This is a genomic window from Cohnella kolymensis (genome assembly GCF_000829465.1).
Taxonomy (GTDB): Bacteria; Bacillota; Bacilli; order Paenibacillales; family Paenibacillaceae; genus Cohnella; species Cohnella kolymensis.
Map to the genome: position 1 here is coordinate 412,282 of NZ_JXAL01000001.1, position 17,272 is coordinate 429,553.

Here is a 17,272-nt window from a genome sequence, read left to right on the forward strand (position 1 = left end):
GCAGCGCGCACAACGGCATTCCGCAAGGCGATTCTCTATATTTTCGGCCGGTCGCTCGGCAGCAACATCGCAAACAGCCCGCAAAGTGGAAGCACACTGCAAAACCACATTACCGGCTGCAGGCCGAACACGTCTGCGGCTTTTCCCAGAACAACGGCTCCGATCGCCCCCATCCCGAAGGCCAAGCCGGTCGTCAGCCCCGACGCCATCCCGACTTTCGCGGGCATGAGAAACTGGGCATACACGACAGCGACGGAAAATCCGGAAAGAACGACGAATCCAAGCACTGTGATAAGCGGATACACCCAGAACAACGGCAGATGCGGCAGTATGAGTGAGAACGGCGCCGCTCCGGATATCGAGAACACGATCATATTTCTTAGCCCGAACCGGTCTGCCAGCACGCCCCCGAAATAAGTACCCAGCACACCGGCAGCTAGAAAAAGAAACACCGGGATTTGAGCTTGCTGAACGGTGAGCCCGTAGTGCTCTTGCAAGAAAAACTGATAATAACTGCTGATCCCGGAATGATACCAAGAGCGTGCGAACACGAGAAAAACCAACACTCCCATTGCGAATTTTACCCGGGGATGATTCGCCACAGTGAATACAGTGCTTCCATCCGGCGATGCCGCGTCGGATCGCTTAAGTTCCCACTCCGCAAGCTTCGACTTGTACCAAGGCAGAAGGCCGAACGAGACGGCGATCGCAAAAGCTGCAAGCAGCGTGCCCCATATGGCGCCGGACTGTCCGAGCGGAACGAAGATGAACACCGTCATGAGCGGAGCCAGCGAGCTGCCCGCGTTACCGCCGACCTGAAACACCGACTGCGCAAATCCGCGCTTGCTGCCTGCCGCAAAATATACAACTCTCGATCCTTCAGGGTGAAAAATCGCGGAACCGAATCCGATAAACATGACCGCAAACAAAACGTACCAGAAGCTTGGGGCGAAAGCGATCCCGACCATACCCAGAAGACTCAGCGACATCGCTATCGGAAGCAGGTTGGATCGTGAACGCTTGTCCGAATAAGCTCCGACAGCGGGCTGCATGACCGATGAGGTCATATTCAGCATAAATCCGATCCATCCCACTTGAGCATAAGACAGGTCCAGCGTTTTTTCGAGAATCGGATACATTGCCGGAATGACGGCCTGCATCGAGTCGTTCATCATATGAATGAGGCTGATCGACAGCAATACAGGCAGCACGGCTGCCGTCGATGCCGCCGTCCGGGTTTGGGCAACTGAAGAAGCCAATTTCGTTCCCCCTTGATGAATGTTGATAATATGTCTGTATTTACATATAATAAGGAGTAAAAACCAATCATACTACTCTGGCATTTCGGTGTCAAAGCGTACAAATCGACAGGAGAACTGAAAATGAACACTCTCTCTTACGGGTTGCTGAGTTTTCTAACCCAGTCATCCTTTTCCGGATATGATCTGATGCTCAAAATACAACCTTTCTGGCCCGCCAAGCACAGCCAAATTTATCCGTTGCTGGCCAATCTCGAGAAAGAAGAATATGTTCGATATGAGCACGTCGCTCAGAGCGATAAGCCGGATAAAAAGGTTTACTCCCTCACCGAGAAAGGAACGCAGGCGCTCCAACAATGGCTCGCCGAGCCGGCCTCAGATCCGGTAACCCGCGACGAGCTGATGTTGAAAGCTTACTGCCTGTCGCTTGTTGAACCGCGAATTGCGAGGAAGCTGTTCACCGGCCGGTTGGAGCACTACCGAGCCAAAATGCGAAGCTTTGAGGAGAAGATTACGCAACTGGAGCAGCGGGGCGGCTTAACGCCGGAGACATCCCTGTCTACGCTTCCCCTCTGTTCGGTCCGTATATCTTACTGCACAAGGCAATGTCTAATTGCCGGTCCAATATCGAATGGTGCGAGTGGGTGCTTCGGCTTCTGCCGTGAATTTTAGACATTCCGATTGAACGTGCTACAATAATTGTTAAAAAAAGCAACAGGAGAACAAATATGAACGAGCAAAAGTTGGAAAGTACAGAAGAAGTGATCATTATCGGAGCGGGTCCTTGCGGGTTATCCGCAGCGTTGGAGCTTCAAGCCATCGGAATAAATCCTCTGCTCCTCGAGAAAAATGCCGTTGTTCATTCTATCTATCAATATCCGACCTATATGCAGTTTTTCAGCACCGCGCAGCTTCTCGAGATTGGCGGAATCCAGTTCTCGACACCGAATGAGAAGCCGACGCGCCGCGAAGCGCTGCAGTATTACCGTGATGTTGCGCTCCGTCGGGAGCTGCGTATCCGCGCATACGAAGAGGCTGTTTCCCTGTCGCGTACGGAGAAGGGAATGTTCCGCGTGGAGACAGCCGATCGTTTCGGAGGCGTGCGCATTTACGAGGCTCGTTTCGTAGTTGTCGCGACAGGGTATTTCGATCATCCGAACATGCTTGGAATTCCAGGTGAGGATCTGCCTAAAGTAAACCACTTCTTCGAAGAGGCGCATCCTTATACGGGAATGAAGGTAGCCATTATCGGGGGCAGCAATTCGGCGGTCGACGCAGCGATGGAAATTCTCCGTGTCGGCGCCGACATCACGGTGGTCTATCGAGGGGAAGACTATTCGCCAAGTATCAAGCCGTGGGTCAGGCCGCTTTTCGAGAGCAATGTAGATAAAGGCAGGATCAAGATGCTGTTCGGATCGCGTGTCATCCGGATCGAAGAGCGCACCGTCACCGTGGAATCCGCTACGGCGGACAGTTCCCCGATGGTCCTCGAAAATGATTTTGTCCTGGCATTGACCGGGTTCCGCCCCGAGCGGAGTCTGCTGACGAATGCAGGTGCGGAAGTCAACGCCGAGTCGACGGTTCCGGCCTTCGATCCGGCTACCATGGAGACGAATGTCCAGGGGCTCTACATTGCTGGAGTCATTGCAGCCGGACGCGCGGCCAACGAAATCTTCATCGAGAGCGGACGCTTTCACGGGGCACTCATCGCCAACCACATCAAGGAACTGATCCAGCGCTAAATTAAGCACGACATCGAGAAGGGATAGCTCGTCAGAATTACATCTGATGGTCTATCCCTTTATTTTTCACAACTACGGACAAACGTACCGCTTCTCCCAGCCTATAAAAGACGATAGCACCCAACCCTACAACCGACATCGTCAAAAACAGCACCGTCCCGTTGTAATGACTAAGCAGGATGCCGCCGATCCAGGGTCCAAGGAAATGCCCGAACTGGCTGAACGACTTTGCCCCATAATACGTTCCCCGCATACCGTCCGGCGATATCCGGTCGATCAGCACATTTTCCGCAGGGTAGCACAGCATCTCACCAAATGTAAATACGATCATCGACACAATAAACGTGATCCATCCGGAAGATAACGCAAAGCCGGCATTGCCTAAAGAGTAAAAGAATATGCCTGCGGTTAACACAGTTAGAGGGGAGTAACGGCCGGACCATTTCGTAAAAGGAATCTGCATAACCACAACGGTGACCGCGTTCACACTCATCATTACGGCGAAAAGAGCGACACCATCCGCCAGCTTGCCCCCGACATACTGGGATAGAGTTACCGTCATCTGCGAGTAGCCGACAGCGGTAACAAGCCCGCCCAGCAGGTAATATCTCAGCACCGAGTCGCGTCTCACTACGTTCCATGCGTGGCGGAACGTGCTGCCGGGGTTCCCGTTCCCTGCGATCTTGTTGATTCCGTATTTATTTAGAAGCAAATAGGTAGACAAAGCATAAACCAGATAGATACAGCCGGTAATGATAAAAGGAAGGGTACTGTCCAAAGCCGCAAAAACCGCTCCCAGCAGCGGTCCCACGGAAACTCCGATATTAATGGCCAAATATCGGAGCGAGAATACGTTAAAACGCTTCTCTTTCTCCGTCAAATCCGCCATAAGCGCTTGAGATACAGGCTCATAGAATGAACGGCAAAGTCCATTCACGAGACTGAGCAGCAGGAACAGGACGGCGCTTTTTACCAGCGCAAAGCCGAGAAACACCGCGCCCCAACCGAACAGCGCTCCGAGCAGAATTCGTCTGCGGCCGAGCAGGTCTGAAAGTGTGCCTCCGATAAACCCTCCCGCCGTGCCGGCTAATGAGCCTGCTCCAATGACCAGGCCGATCATGACCGGGTCCATCTCGGTATTCTTCGCGAGATAAATGGCGAGAAACGGCATGCTCATTGACGCTGCAGCTCTCGCAAGGATGGTTCCAAGCAGCAAATAATGAACGACCGGATGATAAGATTTTGCAAATAAAAGAAGTTGGTTATACCATTTACTGTTCGCCATCGATGACTGCTCCACTCTAGTAACTGTTGGATAGCTTGCATCCAAAAGTATAAACCAGAATCATCCCGCTTGTAAGCCTCTATGCCATGAGAGTATAGAAAGAAGGCCTGTTGCCGGGGCAACAGGCCGCTGTGTATGCGGACAAAACGGGCTTATCAGCCGGTGTTTGTTAACAATATCCCGCGGATAAAGACAAAACAGGCTTATCAGCATGCATTTGACTTGATATTATCTTTCATCCCTATCTGATACGCCCAATATGTCCTTAAACGCAGCAATAGTTTATCTATATCCCGTGCATGCGGACAAAACGGGCTTATCATAATTACCGCGTAATATGGCGGCCATCAATTTACCTTGACCGGTTGAGCCAATACCCTTGCCGGCAACAATTGAATGATCAATGTACCGATTAGTTGCATGACGACTTTGACGACGATTTGGCCGGCGATTGCATAACCGACAACATCCCAAGGCAGGATGTTAGCGCCGATCGGTGACATGCCGACAATGACGAAAATCACGCTGTCCAGAACGCCGCCCGCCACTCCGCTGTAAAGCACTCTCAGCGACATTGGCAGCTTAAGCCTCGTATAGATTTCAGTGTCCGTCGTTTCCGAAAACATGAACGTGAGCGCAGAAGCAAATACGATCCATAATGTGTCTCCTAGAACGGAGGAAGTAACAGCAGACAAGACCATGGCCACGGCTATAATGACGTACACATTTTTACGGCCTACCGCATTTTGTACGAGATCCCGGAAAATAAACGTGGCGCCGATCAGGAATGAGCCCGCAGGAACGATGAGCGAACCGAATTTAATCGGGTCATTCGAAGCCGTAACGACATTGGCGAAAACGATGGCTAGCAAATAAAGCATTACATATAAGATTTTCAATTGTGCGCGCCCCCTTATCGATTGTCGACTTTCTCAGGATAAAGGTCGTGGTTCATCAGGCGATGCTCCGCCATTCGCTCATACTTGGTGCCCGGCTGTCCCCAATTGCAATAGGGATCGATGGAAATCCCGCCGCGCGGAGTGAATTTCCCCCAAACTTCAATATAACGGGGATTCATGAGGGCAATGAGATCGTTCATGATAATGTTCATGCAGTCCTCATGGAAATCGCCGTGATTCCGGAAGCTGAACAGATACAGCTTCAGAGACTTGCTCTCCACCATCTTCACATCCGGAATATACGAGATATAGATCGTAGCGAAGTCCGGCTGGCCTGTGATCGGACAGAGACTCGTAAACTCCGGGCAGTTGAACTTGACGAAATAGTCGCGTCCCTGATGCTTGTTGTCGAAAGATCCAGCACCCCGGGATCGTAGTCGAACGTATACTTGGTTCCTTGATTGCCGAGGAGCGTAATGTCCTGCATTTCTTCTTTGGTGCGCATAAAAAAAATCTCCCTTCTAGAATAGAAGAAAGAGATCGCGGCAGAACATGCTCTAAAGAACGTGAAAAAAACGGCACCACGCTTAAGGCCAAAGCTGCAGCGGCTAAGGCTGCAGCAGGCCTGTAAGAAACGTGTTCGTTTTCCTTAGTTTTTTATAGAGGGAGTTCGCGAACCTCTCCTGAGACCGGCCGACGATCAACTGGTGCCGGGCCTCAGACTATCTTCTTTAATTGTCTATCCGTACTATACCATATGGAACTTGGGCAGCCAATCCCCGTGCGCTTCCAATAAATCGTCGCATAAGGATACGATATCGTCCATCGAGAGCTCCGCCGCCGTATGCGGATCCAGCATAGCCGCGTGGTAAATATGCTCCCGCTTGCCGGTAATGGCCGCTTCGATCGTCAGCAGCTGTGTATTGATATTCGTGCGGTTAAGCGCCGCGCACTGCGGAGGCAGATTGCCGACGTATGTAGGTGTCACGCCATTGCGGTCGACAAGGCAAGGCACTTCCACGCACGCTTCTCGCGGCAGGTTGGTGATAAGTCCGGTATTCATGACGTTGCCCCCGATTTTGAAAGGCACATTCGTCTGCATAGCTTCGAAAATGTATGATGCGTACTCGTGTGACCGTTCGTGCTCTAAACCGGTGTTGTTCACCAGCTCTTCTCGCATCTTTTTCCAATTGGAGATCTGCTCGATACACCGCCGCGGGTATTCGTCCAATGGTATATTGAATCGCTCGATGAGTTCGGGGTAATTGCGTTTGATGAAATACGGATGATACTCTGCATTGTGTTCCGACGATTCTGTAATGTAATAACCGAATTTGAGCATCATTTCATATCGGACCATGTCCCAATGCTTCTCTTTCTGCTTGTCCGCCGCGCGTTTTTTGATTTCCGGATATAGGTCTTCTCCATCCTTCGTCACTTCCAGAAGCCAAGCCATATGGTTAATTCCGGCGATTTTGGCCTGCACGCCCGTCTGATCCAACCCCAAGCTGTCGAACAACCCGGGGATGCATGCCTGCACGCTGTGGCACAAGCCGACCGTCTTCACGCCTCCGTAAGTGTTCATGACATTCGTTAATACGGCCATTGGGTTGGTGTAGTTCAGGAACCAGGCATCGGGACACACCTCACGGATGTCTTCGGCGAAATCCAGCATGACCGGTATCGTCCTAAGATTCCGAAAAATGCCGCCGATCCCCACAGTGTCCGCGATTGTCTGCCTCAGACCGTATTTTTTCGGAACTTCGAAATCGGTAATCGTGCAGGGGTCGTAGCCGCCGACTTGAATGGCATTCACCACATATTTGGCACCCCGAAGCGCTTCTTTACGATCGGAATAAGCCTTAACGATACATGTGCTGCCGGAAGTCGCCTTGATGTTATGGAGCATGTTCTCGGAATCTTTGAGCCTCTCACTATCGATGTCGTACAACGCCAATTCAAATCCTTGCAAAGCCGGAGTCAGCATGCAATCTCCAAGCACGTTTTTCGCGAAAACCGTACTCCCTGCGCCGAGGAAAGTAATTTTAGACAAGAATAACGCCTCCGTATGAAAAGGGTGACTGCTATCCCTAATGTACTTTATGCCGGGCTCAAAAAGTATAGATCGAACACGCAACTATATGGACATTTGACGTTTTTTTGCTAATGTAGAGGGAAAAGAAACTGCGCGGGTGAGTATATGAATCCGGATCATCGGTATGTATTAGCGTGCGGTGGTGAGCTCCGGTGCCGGTACTCTCTTGCTGCTCTCTGTACTGATCCAGACGAGGCCCGCTGCCATACAAAGTGTGCCGGCAAGCTGCCAGCCCGAGATGCTCTCCCGGAAGAAAGCGAACCCGACAACCATAGCAGACGCCGGAACAACGTAGCGGAAAAAGTTCGAGCGTGTGGCGCCAATTTTTAACATACAAGTGTTCCAGACACTAAAAGCGATGAAGGTACAAAACAGCGCATTATAAGCAATGGCGGTGTAGTGTCCCGCTGTAAGCTGTGCCCAGTCCACTTTCCCCCAAGAGCCGATTGTCATCGGGATCATGAACAGAGATCCGAACATGATTACCCAAGTGCTGACCCGAAGGGCGGAATATTGCTTCATCAACGGCATACATGCGACATTGTATATGCCTCCGATGATACCGGTGGACAGAGCAATAAGATTACCGACCATATTGTCCGACGACAAGCTCATGCCTTGTCCTCCGCCGACGATAATCAGACTGACCCCGGCCATCGCTGCGGCAGCGCCGACGGCAAGCCGCGCCGAGAACTTTTCCTTAAAGAACAATGGTGCGAAAAGAGCCGCAAAGATCGGCCAAGGCGCAATACTGAGCAATGACGCATTGGCCAGTGTTGTATATTTAATGGAATACATAACGGTCATCTCCAGCAGAGTGACACCGAACAAACCGATTAACGCGAGCTTTAGCGCGACCTTCCACGGAATGCCGACACTGCCTTCTGTGATTTTCAGGAGCACAAAAAACAATGGCGCAGCCAAGCCGAAACGAAGAAAATTGAACAACATCGGATCAAAAGTATCCATCGCCAGGCGCTGAACGCCGAAATTGGCTCCCCAGATCGCCGCCACGAGCACCAGGCCCAAGTAGTACATCCATTTTGTCGTCATCAGTCAATGTCTGCTCCATTCCATTGTCATATCACAATCTTAGCGGGGCGTTCGCGCCACAGGCTCAACCCAAGCTTGCGACCATTTGGTGATCTCCGCAAACACCGGCTCCAGCGCCATGCCTTTGTCCGTCAGCGAATACTCTATGCGAACCGGGGTTTCCGGAAACACCTCTCGCCGTACAATTCCTTCTTGCTCCAAATCCTTTAGCCGTTCAGACAGCAGTCTTCCGCTGATGCTCGGAAGCGCCGCTTCTATTTCGCTGAATCGCTGGGTCCCCTTCAATAGCTGAAAAATGATCAGACCCGCCCAACGCTTGCTCACGATTTGCATGCCCTTCTCAAAACGGGGGCAAAGTAACGCCTGTTCCATGGCATTCACCTCAACTTACACATTATAACAAAAATATGCATTAAACAAGGTTACTCGGCATAATCACTTTACTTGACACTACTAATGCAATATTTTATAGTTGGTTACGAAAAGTAATTATTAATTTTCATTTAGGAGGAACAGCGATATGCCTCATTCCATACACCCGGACACCAGCCTTGGCGAAGTTAAGCTGAAGGTTAAGAATCTCGAACGGTCGGCGCGATTTTATGAAGACGTTGTGGGACTAAAAGTATTAAAACAAGACAGCAGCACCGTATACTTTACTACCGACGGACAAAAACCGCTGCTCATTCTGGAAGCTCATCCGGACTCGGTTATTTTGCCCCAAAGAACGACCACCGGTCTTTACCATTTTGCGATTCTCTTGCCGGATCGAAAACATCTTGGACTTGCGCTGCGCAATCTGATCCAAGCGCAGATTCATATCGGGCAGGCGGATCATCTCGTCAGCGAAGCCCTGTACATCTCGGATCCGGAAGGCAACGGCATTGAAATTTACCGCGATCGCCCTCGCGACACTTGGAAACGCGACGCGCAAGGAAATTACGAGATGGCCACGGATCCGATCGAATGGGAGAGCTTGCTGGAGGAAGCCGGTGACGACTCGTGGAGCGGTCTTCCGCCGGAAACGATAATCGGCCATGTCCACCTGCACGTTGCCGATCTGAAAAGCTCGAACGAATTTTACACCCGCTTGCTCGGATTTGATATCGTCGGCAACTATGCGGCTTCTCCGCTTTGTTCGTATCTGCAGGCGGCTACCACCACCATTTGGGGCTAAACATATGGCTGGAGCCGGCGCCCCTAATCCACCTGCCCATGCGACCGGCTTGGACTACTACACGATCATGTTCCCGAACCGGACCGAACGCGATGACGTCGTGCAGCGTCTTCAAGAGGCCGGGGTTTCGACGTACGAGCAAAACTCGGCCTTGTTCGTGAATGACCCTTCTAACAATCGAATCAAGTTGGCTGTTGAAGCCTAAGGAGGTTTATGTAATGTCTTTAAAAGGAAAACGTGTTGTCGTTGTCGGAGGTACTTCAGGGATCGGATTAGCCACTGCCAAAGCTTTTGCCGAGGAGTCGGCTCAGGTCATCATAGCGAGTCGCTCGGCATCCAAACTTGCCGATGCCAAACGTACGCTGGGTGACCAAGTGGAAGGCTATGAGCTTGATTTCCGCGATGAAGGGAAGCTGACGGAGTTTTTCACCAAGGTCGGCAATTTCGATCACCTTGTCATCACCGCAGGAGACGGCGCTATGGGACCGTTCAGCGAACTGCCTGTCAACGCTGTAAAAGAAGCTTTCGACAGCAAATTCTGGGGGCAATACGTAACGGCTAAAGCGGCTGTTCCTTACTTGAACAAAGCCGGCTCAATCACGCTCACTTCCGGTGTATACGGCATTCGGCCGCCAAAAGGTGCTTCTACTCTAGCGTCCATCAATTCCGCCATCGAAGGATTGGTACGCGGACTTGCCGTCGATCTTGCTCCAATCCGGGTGAACGTCGTTTCCCCTGGGATCGTGGATACGCCGATCTACGCGGGCATGCCGGATGCGCAGCGGGACGCCATGTTTGACGGTATCGCCGGGCAACTGCCTGTCGGACGTATCGCCCAGCCTGTGGATATCGGTCAATCATATGTCTATTTGGCGAAAAACGGCTTTACTACCGGTACATCAGTGCTCGTCGACGGCGGCGCTCACCTGGTGTAAGCCGACTGAACATTAAAAACCTCACCGTCCTCCGTTAAGGATGGTGAGGTTTTTTCCTGCTTTCGGCGAACCGGTTGAGATCCCCGTAAATCACTTTGTCCGAGAACTTCAGATGCGTCTGGGCTTGTTGTTTCAACGGCTCACAGAACGCGCCGTCTATCTTTTCACCTGTTCTCTTGTTGTAGCATTTGCCATTCGTGTATACGAAATTTTCAGTAATGAAGCTGCCGTCCCGCAGCACTGCAAAATCAGGCTTGTTAAGAGCGAACAGATCATGCCCGAACCCCAGCCCCCGCAGTGAAATGTTCCCCGCCAAATGCAGAATGGTCGGCTTCACATCCACTTGTCCGGACACCGAGCTTATCCTTTTACCCTTCACGCCCGGAATGTGAATGATCAACGGAACCCGCTGCAGCTGCACATGGTCAACGGCGCTCAGCTTCTCCTTGCCAAGAAACATGGCCATCGCTTTTCGATGTTTCTTGGATATGCCGTAATGATCGCCATACAGAATGAATATCGAATTCTCATACAGGCCGGCCGCCTTCACCGAGTCGAAGAATTGCTTCAGCGCCTCATCCATGTATCTCACTGTCGTAACGTATCGGTTTAGCGTTTTGGAGTTGGAGTTGTATTGCGGAATCAGTCTGTCCTCCTCCTCCAATGTAAACGGATAATGATTGGTCAGGGTGATCAGCTTTGCATAGAACGGCTGCGGCAGCACACGGACTTTCTCCACCGACTGCTCGAAGAACGGAATATCCTTCAGTCCCCAGCCGACGGAGTTTTCCGCAGTTACTTCATAATCCTCTGCGGAGAAAAACCGTTCATAGCCCAGCGTTTTATACATTTGTTCGCGGTTCCAGAATGTCTTGTCATTCGCATGCAAAGCAACCGGGTAGTACCCGTTTTCCTTCAGCTGCTTGGGTATGGAGTAATACTTGTTATGGCTGTGGGTGAAAAAAACCGCTCCGCTCGGCAGCGGATAGAGCATGTTATCGACAGTAAACTCAGCGTCCGATGTTTTGCCTTGGCCTGTCTGATGGTAGAACTGATCGAAATAAAAGCTCTCTTTAATTAGGCTGTTCAGGAACGGAGTCAGCTCGTAGCCGAGCATCTCCCGCTCCAGCATGACGCTTTGCAGAGACTCCATGGATACGATAAAAATATTGCGTTCCTTCGCCAAACCGAACATTTTCGGATTCAATTTATCCTTGGGTTCAGCGTCCAGATAGGCTTTCACCACCGCTAAATCTTCACTGTTGGACAGCACCGTTCTCGTTTCCATCCTGGTGGTCACAACCGCATCATAGACCAGGTAATTGAAGGCTCCGATACTTTTCACAACCATTTGGCGGTCAAAGGTTCTGGTCAGCAATCCGGGACGGACGATCTCCACCATGCATAGATTCAGCAAAAATAGAGTTACAGCAAAACCGATCGTAAACAAGCTTTGGGTGCGCCTCACCGAAACGATGCGATAATTCCTCATACGCATCATGATCAGAAGCAATGCGGTATCGGCGAACACGAAAATATCAGAAACGCGCAGAAGGTCGAAAATACTCGCCCCCAATTGCCATATATGGGTCGTCTCCCGCATGATCGAGAAGGTGATGAAGTCGTTGAAGAAGCGATAATACAGCATGTTTGCCAACAACATCAAACCCGACACCGCGCTGACAATGATCACCGCCCTATGCGGGCGGTCCTTCAGAAGCAACAGGCTTAGGCCAAGCAGCACGAGTATGGAACTGGCCGGGCTAATGAAAAGAATAAGTTCCTGGTACCAACCGGTGACGGGCAATTCAAACTGCAAACGATGCGTTAAGTAAGTTTTCAGCCAAATCAGGCAAACAGCCAGAAACAAAAATCGACTCTGTGTCCCGCCTGCTAAGCGCGCTAGAAATTTCAAGGATCGATCCCCCTCAAATGAACTAGCATTTAGGCTTAACACATTTTGCCAAATTATTCAGCTGTTCGGATCGTGCCGGTCTGTAAGACGATAGTCGTATTTTATTTACTAAATACAGGAATAATAGAGCCCTCAGCATATCCTGACACTGCTTATGGAGGGACCATGCCTCAATCGACACAACCGGCCGCCGAACGAAAAGCGATTATACTGGCCTTATTATTATTGGCGATTTACGTTTCCCCGCTGTTCATTCTAGGTGAAGATGCCCATATTCGGGTACATGATAATCTGGATTCCAACATCGCTTGGTACAAGGTGCTTGTACGGAGCGGCGAATGGTTCGGCGGAGTGAATGCTTCCATCGAGCAAGTGATCGGCGGCTTGCCGCGCAACGCCTTCGGCACCGAATTCAGTGGAATTGTACTGCTTCATGCCCTTTTCCCGTCCATGATCGCTTATGCGCTGAGCCAGACCATCACGCGTATATTTGCTTTTATCGGCATGTACCTGCTGCTGAAAAACCATTTCGTAACGAAGCCGGAACATTGGGCGATTCGTGTTTTCGTCGCGCTCGCTTTCGCGCTGACCCCCTTCTGGCCGTCAGGTATGCTGAGCACACTCGGGATGCCGCTGGCGCTTTGGGCTTTCCTCAACATTCGCTCCCGTCGCTCCGGTTGGGTGGAGTGGGTTGCCTTGGGATTGCTGCCGCTGTACTCAAGTCTTGTGCTCGGCTTTTTTTTCTTTTTGGTCGCTATAGGAATACTCTGGCTCCGCGATGTGATGGTCAGGCGAGATTGGAACCCTATGTTTCTCGGCAGCATTGCTTTCATGACCGGCATGTTCCTTCTGGTCGAGTACCGGCTTGTTTACTCACTGGTGCTGAACGATGAACCGACCAGCCGGAATGAGTTTGTCTCCTCCCGGTTAAATTTATGGCGCAGCGTCAAGCTCACCTTCACCAATTTCATCTTGGGACACAACCACGTCGCAACCGTGCATACATTGGTCATTTTACCGGTGACCCTGATCGTCTTCTACTTAGTGGCAGCACAAAAAAAAGCGAGGCGGAACGGAAAGCCTGTTTCTCGTTCTCCTCGGCATTAATCTGGCATTGTCCGCCTGGTATGCGTTCTGGTTCAATCAGGCTTGGCATCCGTTAAAAGAACAGTTCAGCCTGCTTAACACGTTTAACTTTGCGCGGTTTCACTTTCTTAGGCCGCTCGTCATCTATCTGGGGTTTGCTCTGGCTTGTCTGATTTTATGGAAAATGGGCCGAGCAGGACGGCGCGCTGCCATGGCGGCACTGGCGCTTCAAATTGCGGTGCTTTTCTGTACGAATGAGGAGCTCGTCTACCGCAAGACAGCCGCGCCCAGCGTCCGTGAGTTTTATGCCGAACGGCAATTTGCCGGCATACGTGCCGCCATCGGATTGCCGCCGGACACGTACCGGGTGGCAAGTATCGGCCTGCACCCGGCGATTCCGCAATATAACGGCTTCTACACGCTGGATACGTATAACAACTTTTACCCACTAGCTTATAAGCACCGTTTTCGCACAATCATTGCCCAAGAACTCGACAAGAACGAACAGTTGAAAACGTATTTCGATACCTGGGGCGGAAGGTGTTATATTTTCGTCAATGAACTGGGCAAGAAATATGATTTCCGCAAGGACTCGCACAAACGTATTCATCATCTGCAGCTCAACACCCGAGCCTTCAAGGAGATGGGCGGGAGATACATTTTCTCATCCGTGGAAATTATGAATGCCGAGGGCAACAGACTGGAGCTGTTCGGTGTATTCGAGGACGAGCAATCGGCATGGCGAATTTACGTTTATAAGGTCACTTTGTAATACTCCTTGTACCAGTTCACGAAATGGGAGAGACCGGTCTCCAGGCCGGTGGATGGTTCGAAGCCGAGCTCTTGCCTTGTTAATGAGATATCCGCAAAAGTATCTGCCACGTCGCCCGCAGGCATCACATCGAGCTTGAGAATCGCTTCCTTGCCGAGCAGTCTTTCAAGAATCTGAATAAAGCGCAGCAGCTCGACCGGCTTGCTGTTCCCGAAGTTATAGATGGCGGCCGGCACCGGTTTGTCGACGGTTGCTGACGGCGGGTGCGACAGCACCTTTTCGATCCCCAGAATCACATCGTCCACATACGTAAAATCTCTTTTGGATTTCCCGTAGTTGTACACCGTGATCGGTTCCCCCAGCAGGATGCTTTTCGTAAATTTGAAATAGGCCATATCCGGTCTTCCCCAAGGGCCGTACACCGTAAAAAAACGCATGCCGGTGGTGGGCAGGCCGAAGCTGCTGCTGTAGGCGTGCGCGATGAGCTCATTCGCCTTCTTGGTCGCCGCGTACAAGCTTGCCGGGCGGTCCGTGCGGTCTTCAACGGAAAAAGGGGTGCCCGGACGATTTCCGTACACTGAACTGGAAGAGGCATAAATGAAGTGCTTCACCCGTTGGAGGCGTGAGGCTTCGATCATCGTGGAGAAACCTTGTAAATTGGACGATACGTATTGTTCGGGATGAGTCAGACTGTGACGGACGCCGGCTTGAGCGGCCAGGTGAATGACAGTGTCCGCACTATGCTGCTCTAGAACGCGCGCAACGGCATTTAAGTCCGTGACATCGGCTTGATGAAAGGTGAACGACGAGGAGTCACTGAGCAGCTGCAAACGGCCGCGCTTAAGACCGGTGTCATAGTAGTCGTTCAGATTATCGACACCTGCGACGGTATAACCTTTGCGCAGCAGGTGACGTGACAGATGAAATCCGATAAAGCCGGCGGCGCCGGTTATTACAATGCTCACATTCCCGCGCCTCCTTTCTCTCTGAATCAGCGCTCCGGACGTCCGATCGAATAATAACGCAATCCGGCATCCTCACTTCGGATTGATCGAAGACGTTTCTCCCATCTACAAGTATCGGCTGCTTCATGATTTGGGCAAGCTCCGTCAGCGGGTAAGAGCGGAATTCATCCCATTCCGTTAACAGGCACAGCGCATCCGCTCCGGCTGCGGCCTCCGCTGCCGTGCCGCACCACTTCACCGAGCTGCCGGGCATTGCGGCCTTCATAGCCTGAACGGCTGCCGGGTCATAAGCTTGCACAACGGAACCGGCACGCAGCAGCTCTTGAATGATCGTATGCGCAGCTGCTTCCCGAATGTCGTCGGTGTCCGGCTTATAGGAGAGCCCCCACACTCCCGCCACCTTGCCTTCCAAGCTGCCGAGCGCAGAGCTCAGCTTATCGAGGATGCGATAGGGCTGCCCGCGGTTCACTTCATCCACGGCTTGCAGAATGCGCAAGTCCGCGCCGGCTTCCCTTGCGCTGCCGATGAGCGCCGTCGTATCCTTCGGCAAGCAGGAGCCGCCGAAGCCGATCCCTGCCTGCAGGGAGGAATGCCCGATTCGATGGTCCAGTCCCATTCCGTATGCAACCTGCCCGATATCCGCACCCATTTTTTCGCATAAATTCGCAATTTCGTTGATGAACGATATTTTAGTCGCCAGAAAAGCGTTAGAGGCGTATTTTATCATTTCCGCACTTGTCCGATCCGTACGTACGACATTGCCGGCAAAACCGCGATACAATTCCGTTAATATGTTCCATGCTCGATCGCTGTCGGTTCCGATGATGACCCTGTCCGGGTGCAGGGTGTCCCTGATGGCCGAGCCCTCACGCAGAAATTCAGGCACCGAGACGATATCACAAGCTGCTCCCGCAAGGTCTCGCATCGTTCCTGCCAAACGTTCAGTGGTGCCGACAGGCACGGTGCTTTTGATCGCGACGATCTTGTAATCTCCGCTTTTCCTGATACCCTGAGCAGCTTCCGCCGCTGCCGCTTCGAGGAAAGACAGGTCAGGCGATTGATCCGCACGAAGCGGGGTTCCCACCGTCAAGAAAATAACGTCCGATTGGCCGGCTGCCTGCGGAGTGTCTGATGTAAAAGATAACCGCCCAAGCTGGGCGGTTTTCTCTACAAGTTCTTGTAAGCCGGGTTCATAAAAAGGAATGTCACCGCTGCGCAGCCGGTTAACCCTGTCGGTATCCGCGTCTACGCACACTACCTGGTGCCCCGCCTCCGCAAAACATGCGGCTGTTGTCATGCCGACATAACCGGCCCCTATCACCGCAAGCCTCAATGGAATGGCGCCCCTTTCGTAAGGTGTTCGTATAGCACAAGCACCTTGTCGTGCTCCCCGCGCTTAGGCTTACGGGCCATTTCCCTGACAATGGCAGGAAGCACCCGGCTCATATAGGGCCAGAAGCGGATGAACGAAGTGCCCGTCGTTCTTGTTTTATAGGGAATCGGCACCTCGGCCATGCGAAAACCTTGGCGTACCAGGTTAAGCGTCATGACCTGCGCATAGTTGTAATCGTGTATAATGTCCAGCCTTTGCAGCGCCGCCCGTGAGAATGCGCGAAGCCCGGTCTGTCCGTCCGTGATTTTCCTGCGCAGCAGCATCATTTGCAGCAGTGTAAACGTATAGTTTCCAAGCCGGCGATGGAGCTTCATTCCCTGAATCCGGCCGGCAAACCGGGAGGCGAGCACGTAATCAGCCGATCCGGTGAGGACAGGCTCGACGACCTGCGGAATGTGATCCGCCGGATACTCGTCGTCTGCGTCGATCATGACGGCAACATCCGCGCCAAGCCTGTAAGCTTCACGCAGCCCTTCGCGTACCGCGGCTCCAAGCCCGCGCCGCTCCGGGGAGGAAATGACGTAGTCCGCGCCTTCCAGGAAGGACACGTCCGGAGTACGGTCGGTTGAACCATCGTTCACAACAAGTACTTGCACGTCGACTTCGGGATTGAACGCGCGCGGGACCTTGCGGATCACTTGTCCAACTGAAGATTCTTCGTTCAAAGCGGGAATGACGACAATCAGTTTCAACATG

Annotated in this window: 13 protein-coding genes, 3 pseudogenes and 1 riboswitch; of the genes and pseudogenes, 5 read left to right on the forward strand and 11 right to left on the reverse strand. The window is 52.0% G+C overall.

The window, feature by feature from the left end:
* Positions 1 to 35: 35 nt before the first annotated feature.
* Positions 36 to 1,259, reverse strand: a complete 1,224-nt coding sequence (locus SD71_RS01975) for an MFS transporter (RefSeq protein WP_041058882.1) — start codon at positions 1,257 to 1,259, stop codon at positions 36 to 38.
* A 123-nt stretch (positions 1,260 to 1,382) separates the two neighbouring features.
* On the opposite strand from SD71_RS01975, the gene SD71_RS26360 reads away from it, so the two are divergent.
* Positions 1,383 to 1,931: a PadR family transcriptional regulator gene (locus tag SD71_RS26360; RefSeq protein WP_152619309.1), complete on the forward strand. Its 549-nt coding sequence runs from the start codon at positions 1,383 to 1,385 to the stop codon at positions 1,929 to 1,931.
* A gap of 56 nt (positions 1,932 to 1,987) precedes the next feature.
* A complete protein-coding gene (locus tag SD71_RS01985) occupies positions 1,988 to 3,001 on the forward strand; it encodes a YpdA family putative bacillithiol disulfide reductase (RefSeq protein WP_041058886.1) in 1,014 nt (337 codons plus the stop codon).
* Positions 3,002 to 3,038: 37 nt separating this feature from the next.
* On the opposite strand, the gene SD71_RS01990 is transcribed toward SD71_RS01985, so the two are convergent.
* The 6 genes and pseudogenes from SD71_RS01990 to SD71_RS02015 form a co-directional block, all read right to left on the reverse strand.
* Positions 3,039 to 4,286 (reverse strand): MDR family MFS transporter, encoded by a 1,248-nt coding sequence (locus SD71_RS01990; RefSeq protein WP_052475856.1) that lies wholly within the window; start codon positions 4,284 to 4,286, stop codon positions 3,039 to 3,041.
* Between the two features lie 347 nt (positions 4,287 to 4,633).
* Positions 4,634 to 5,167 carry a VUT family protein gene (locus SD71_RS01995; protein WP_041059698.1) on the reverse strand — a complete coding sequence of 178 codons (534 nt, stop codon included), beginning with the start codon at positions 5,165 to 5,167 and terminating at the stop codon, positions 4,634 to 4,636.
* Positions 5,168 to 5,199: 32 nt separating this feature from the next.
* Positions 5,200 to 5,690 (reverse strand): annotated as a pseudogene (gene queF / locus SD71_RS02000) (preQ(1) synthase).
* Between the two features lie 138 nt (positions 5,691 to 5,828).
* Positions 5,829 to 5,872, reverse strand: a riboswitch (PreQ1 riboswitch).
* A 61-nt stretch (positions 5,873 to 5,933) separates the two neighbouring features.
* The gene (melA, locus tag SD71_RS02005) at positions 5,934 to 7,238 is read right to left on the reverse strand and encodes an alpha-glucosidase/alpha-galactosidase (protein WP_041058888.1); all 1,305 of its coding nucleotides are present in this window, start codon (positions 7,236 to 7,238) and stop codon (positions 5,934 to 5,936) included.
* Between the two features lie 171 nt (positions 7,239 to 7,409).
* Positions 7,410 to 8,333: a DMT family transporter gene (locus SD71_RS02010; RefSeq protein WP_041058891.1), complete on the reverse strand. Its 924-nt coding sequence runs from the start codon at positions 8,331 to 8,333 to the stop codon at positions 7,410 to 7,412.
* A 39-nt stretch (positions 8,334 to 8,372) separates the two neighbouring features.
* Positions 8,373 to 8,705: a winged helix-turn-helix transcriptional regulator gene (locus tag SD71_RS02015; protein WP_041058894.1), complete on the reverse strand. Its 333-nt coding sequence runs from the start codon at positions 8,703 to 8,705 to the stop codon at positions 8,373 to 8,375.
* A 148-nt stretch (positions 8,706 to 8,853) separates the two neighbouring features.
* Between SD71_RS02015 and SD71_RS02020 the strand changes: the two are divergent.
* Together SD71_RS02020 and SD71_RS02025 are read left to right on the forward strand one after the other, a co-directional pair.
* Positions 8,854 to 9,715, forward strand: a pseudogene (locus SD71_RS02020) (VOC family protein).
* 13 nt (positions 9,716 to 9,728) lie between these two features.
* Positions 9,729 to 10,445, forward strand: coding sequence for an SDR family oxidoreductase (locus SD71_RS02025; RefSeq protein ID WP_041058897.1), 717 nt, complete (start codon positions 9,729 to 9,731; stop codon positions 10,443 to 10,445).
* Positions 10,446 to 10,479: 34 nt separating this feature from the next.
* Here SD71_RS02025 and SD71_RS02030 read toward each other — a convergent pair whose 3' ends face one another.
* Positions 10,480 to 12,360 carry an LTA synthase family protein gene (locus SD71_RS02030; RefSeq protein WP_052475857.1) on the reverse strand — a complete coding sequence of 627 codons (1,881 nt, stop codon included), beginning with the start codon at positions 12,358 to 12,360 and terminating at the stop codon, positions 10,480 to 10,482.
* Between the two features lie 165 nt (positions 12,361 to 12,525).
* Between SD71_RS02030 and SD71_RS02035 the strand changes: the two are divergent.
* Positions 12,526 to 14,218, forward strand: a pseudogene (locus SD71_RS02035) (DUF6044 family protein).
* On the opposite strand, the gene SD71_RS02040 reads toward SD71_RS02035, so the two are convergent.
* Genes SD71_RS02040 through SD71_RS02050 form a run of 3 tightly spaced genes read right to left on the reverse strand, consistent with a single transcriptional unit; the run spans position 14,200 to position 17,271 of the window.
* Positions 14,200 to 15,183: an SDR family NAD(P)-dependent oxidoreductase gene (locus SD71_RS02040; RefSeq protein ID WP_041058900.1), complete on the reverse strand. Its 984-nt coding sequence runs from the start codon at positions 15,181 to 15,183 to the stop codon at positions 14,200 to 14,202. The pseudogene SD71_RS02035 and the gene SD71_RS02040 overlap by 19 nt on opposite strands.
* On the reverse strand, positions 15,089 to 16,516 hold the full coding sequence (locus SD71_RS02045) for a UDP-glucose dehydrogenase family protein (protein WP_326998680.1): 1,428 nt from the start codon (positions 16,514 to 16,516) through the stop codon (positions 15,089 to 15,091). The genes SD71_RS02040 and SD71_RS02045 overlap by 95 nt, the downstream gene beginning before the upstream one ends.
* Complete coding sequence (locus SD71_RS02050; protein ID WP_052475858.1) at positions 16,513 to 17,271, reverse strand: glycosyltransferase family 2 protein; 759 nt, start codon at positions 17,269 to 17,271, stop codon at positions 16,513 to 16,515. Before SD71_RS02050 ends, SD71_RS02045 begins: the two co-directional genes overlap by 4 nt.
* Position 17,272: the final 1 nt, after the last annotated feature.

Bases quoted from the DNA above. Each gene is read 5' to 3' on its own strand.
- SD71_RS26360 (WP_152619309.1), top strand. From the start codon at position 1,383: ATGAACACTCTCTCTTACGGGTTGCTGAGTTTTCTAACCCAGTCATCC.
- SD71_RS01985 (WP_041058886.1), top strand. From the start codon at position 1,988: ATGAACGAGCAAAAGTTGGAAAGTACAGAAGAAGTGATCATTATCGGA.
- SD71_RS01990 (WP_052475856.1), bottom strand. From the start codon at position 4,286: ATGGCGAACAGTAAATGGTATAACCAACTTCTTTTATTTGCAAAATCT.
- SD71_RS01995 (WP_041059698.1), bottom strand. From the start codon at position 5,167: ATGCTTTATTTGCTAGCCATCGTTTTCGCCAATGTCGTTACGGCTTCG.
- SD71_RS02010 (WP_041058891.1), bottom strand. From the start codon at position 8,333: ATGACGACAAAATGGATGTACTACTTGGGCCTGGTGCTCGTGGCGGCG.
- SD71_RS02015 (WP_041058894.1), bottom strand. From the start codon at position 8,705: ATGGAACAGGCGTTACTTTGCCCCCGTTTTGAGAAGGGCATGCAAATC.
- SD71_RS02025 (WP_041058897.1), top strand. From the start codon at position 9,729: ATGTCTTTAAAAGGAAAACGTGTTGTCGTTGTCGGAGGTACTTCAGGG.
- SD71_RS02050 (WP_052475858.1), bottom strand. From the start codon at position 17,271: ATGTTGAAACTGATTGTCGTCATTCCCGCTTTGAACGAAGAATCTTCA.